Source organism: Nocardiopsis lucentensis DSM 44048 (assembly GCF_000341125.1).
Taxonomy (GTDB): domain Bacteria; phylum Actinomycetota; class Actinomycetes; order Streptosporangiales; family Streptosporangiaceae; genus Nocardiopsis; species Nocardiopsis lucentensis.
Genome location: NZ_ANBC01000692.1, coordinates 633 through 2,290, shown reverse-complemented (window position 1 = coordinate 2,290; position 1,658 = coordinate 633). Strand labels below are relative to the sequence as shown.

Genomic DNA, 1,658 nt, shown 5'->3' with positions numbered 1-1,658 from the left:
ACGGCAGCGGCCTGACCGGCCAGCGCGCCGCCGACGGGCAGCTCATGGTCGACCGCGCCTGAGCGTAAGCACCGGCTCCGCGGCCGAAGACCTTCGGCGCCGGCCCGCCGATTCGGGCCGGCGCCGAAGGCGTCACGCTCCCGCCGCATCCGTGTGGGACCGCCCGACGGCGGCCTCCGCGCGCGGTCTCAGTCCTTGAGGAAGGCCAGGCGCGGGTCCGTCACCCCCGGGGAGACCTCCAGGACCTCGGCCGTGACGACGTCGTTGATCACGAACGGGTCCTTCGCGACCCGTGCCTGGAGGTCCTCCTCCGTGGTCCCCGTGGCGAGCAGCGCGCCGCCCCGCCCCGGTTCGATGCTCCCGGCCAGCAGGAAGACACCGTCCTCCATGCCCTGGCGGATCCATTCGCGGTGGGCCTCCATGTGGTCGGCGGCTGCGGAGCCGTTGGCGGAGAGGCGAAGCAGGACGATGTACACGAGGGTCTCCTCACAGACAGGGGGTACGGGAGAAGGGGGAACGGAAGTCGCTCGTCATGCGCGGTCGGCGGATACCCGGGAGGCCGGCAGGCCGGTCAACCACGTGTTGATCCGGTCGACCTCGCGGTGGACGAACTCGCTGTCGTGAAAGGCGTTCGACAGCGTGGCGATGCCTTGGCTGGACGCGAGGACCCGCATCGCGAGGTCGTCGGCCTCCGTGTCGAACCCGAGCTCCTCGAACTGCTCGCGCAACCAGGTGCGGAACAGTTCGAAGACGCCCACGGCGTGCGCGCGGAAGGGGTGGTCGAGCTTGGCGAGCTCGTTCGTCAGCGTCCCGACCGGGCAGCCGCAGCTCTCGATGTCGTCGCGGTTGGTGATGAGGAGTTCGACGAACCGCCGCACACGGTCGAGCGGGTCCGTCGAGCTCTCCGTCCACGCGGTGAGCATCTCCCGGGTGCTCTCCAGCCGGGCCTCGATCACCGCGTGGAGGATGTCGTCCTTGGTCTTGAAGTGGTAGTAGAAGTTGCCCCGGGAGATCCCGACGGCCTCCGCGATCACCGCGAACGACGTCGGCTCGAAGCCCTGCTCGTAGAACAGGCGGTCGGCCGCGTCGACGATCTGCTCGCGCGTGCCCACGACACACCTCCGTTCGACGACCCGCTCTAGGACGATCGCCCTAGGCGACGGCTACAACATTAGGACACCCGTCCTAGCCTGGCAAGGGGGCGCGCCACCGAGGTCGCGGGCCGCGGTGTCAGACCGCAAGCCCGAAGAACGTCGGCCGCCTCCCCGTCCGCCGCACCGGAACGGGGGCACCGGCCCCGATCGGGCCTCCTTCCCGGGAACGACGCGGTGCTCGATGCGGGTCGGGGGTGTCATCGGGCCGAGCGGGTTCACGCCGAGGGGCCCGCGCGCACGCACGGGCCCCGGTGGGCGGGCCGACGGCCCTGAGCGGGTCAGCCGAGCCGGAAGTCGGCGACCCGGATGGGCGTGGACGGCTGGTCCCCGGCCTCCTGGTAGAGGATCGACAGCACTCCATCGGAGGCGACCCTGGACTCGTCCACGAGCACCTCGCCGAACGCGTCGATGTCGGACCCGTCGTGGACCATCGTCCAGTCGGTCCAGCCGGACTCACTGGTCGCGGCCATGATCCGACCGAAGGGCATGACCACGTAGGCGGTG

The 1,658-nt window shown here is 70.7% G+C and carries 3 protein-coding genes (1 of these 3 only partly in view); all 3 read right to left on the bottom strand.

What is annotated here, in order from left to right; translation table 11 throughout:
• Positions 1-188 precede the first annotated feature (188 nt).
• Entirely contained in the window at positions 189-476 is a 288-nt protein-coding gene (locus tag D471_RS0124245) for a YciI family protein (protein WP_017601010.1), read from the bottom strand.
• A gap of 54 nt (positions 477-530) precedes the next feature.
• The gene (locus D471_RS0124240) at positions 531-1,112 is read right to left on the bottom strand and encodes a TetR/AcrR family transcriptional regulator (protein ID WP_017601009.1); all 582 of its coding nucleotides are present in this window, start codon (positions 1,110-1,112) and stop codon (positions 531-533) included.
• 118 nt (positions 1,113-1,230) lie between these two features.
• Positions 1,231-1,658: the 3' portion of a BNR-4 repeat-containing protein gene (locus D471_RS38680; protein ID WP_449406575.1), read on the bottom strand. It continues 595 nt past the right edge of the window; the window shows 428 of its 1,023 coding nt (coding positions 596-1,023); its start codon lies off the right edge, out of view — the gene reads right to left on this strand; the stop codon is at positions 1,231-1,233.